The 580-nt window shown below is 70.0% G+C and carries 1 pseudogene; it reads right to left on the bottom strand.

The window, feature by feature from the left end:
• Positions 1–530: pseudogene (locus tag F6Q13_RS19795) on the bottom strand (transposase); the annotation flags it as partial.
• Between the last annotated feature and the right edge of the window lie 50 nt (positions 531–580).

Below are 580 nucleotides of genomic sequence, written 5' to 3'. Positions count from 1 at the left end.
CGACCCGAGGCAGCCGCCGGGGCAACTGGGATCACGAACCCCGCGCCCCACTGCAACCCCACCAGCGCACCGGCCTCATCGGTCTTGGCCCGCAACGCACCGTTGCCGTCCTTGGCGGCCAGCGATCGCAACCCACGCGTGACCGACTTGAACCTGGGTTTTCCCCGCTTACCGAGATGCCAGAGTTTGACCGCGTCGAACGCCCGCGCCCCCAAACTTTGGGCCTCCTGCGCCGGCAGCTGCTCCCGCACCCACGACCGCCGTAGTGACGACGCGTAGGACTGCGCCGCACCCCGATCAAACCCATGCACGGCCTCCACCGCACGAAACGCCGCGCCACGGGCCTTACGCTGGTCCTTGTCGCGGAGCGGCAACTCCCGGGCCGCCTGCCATGCCGGATCGGCCTTCACCGCGCGGGCGCGGTCCAAGAATTCCCCCAGCACCGCGTTATACACCCGCACACCAGCCCGAAACCGAGTCCGGATCACCTTGGCCTGCGCCAGGTCCGGGCGCAGCGCCCAGGACCGCACATGAGTGGGCGCCCCTTTCGCGCGTTTGCGCGCACGCGGTTTGCGCACCG

This window comes from Mycobacterium sp., assembly GCF_008709575.1.
Taxonomy (GTDB): domain Bacteria; phylum Actinomycetota; class Actinomycetes; order Mycobacteriales; family Mycobacteriaceae; genus Mycobacterium.
This window is presented reverse-complemented; position numbering and strand designations above follow the sequence as displayed.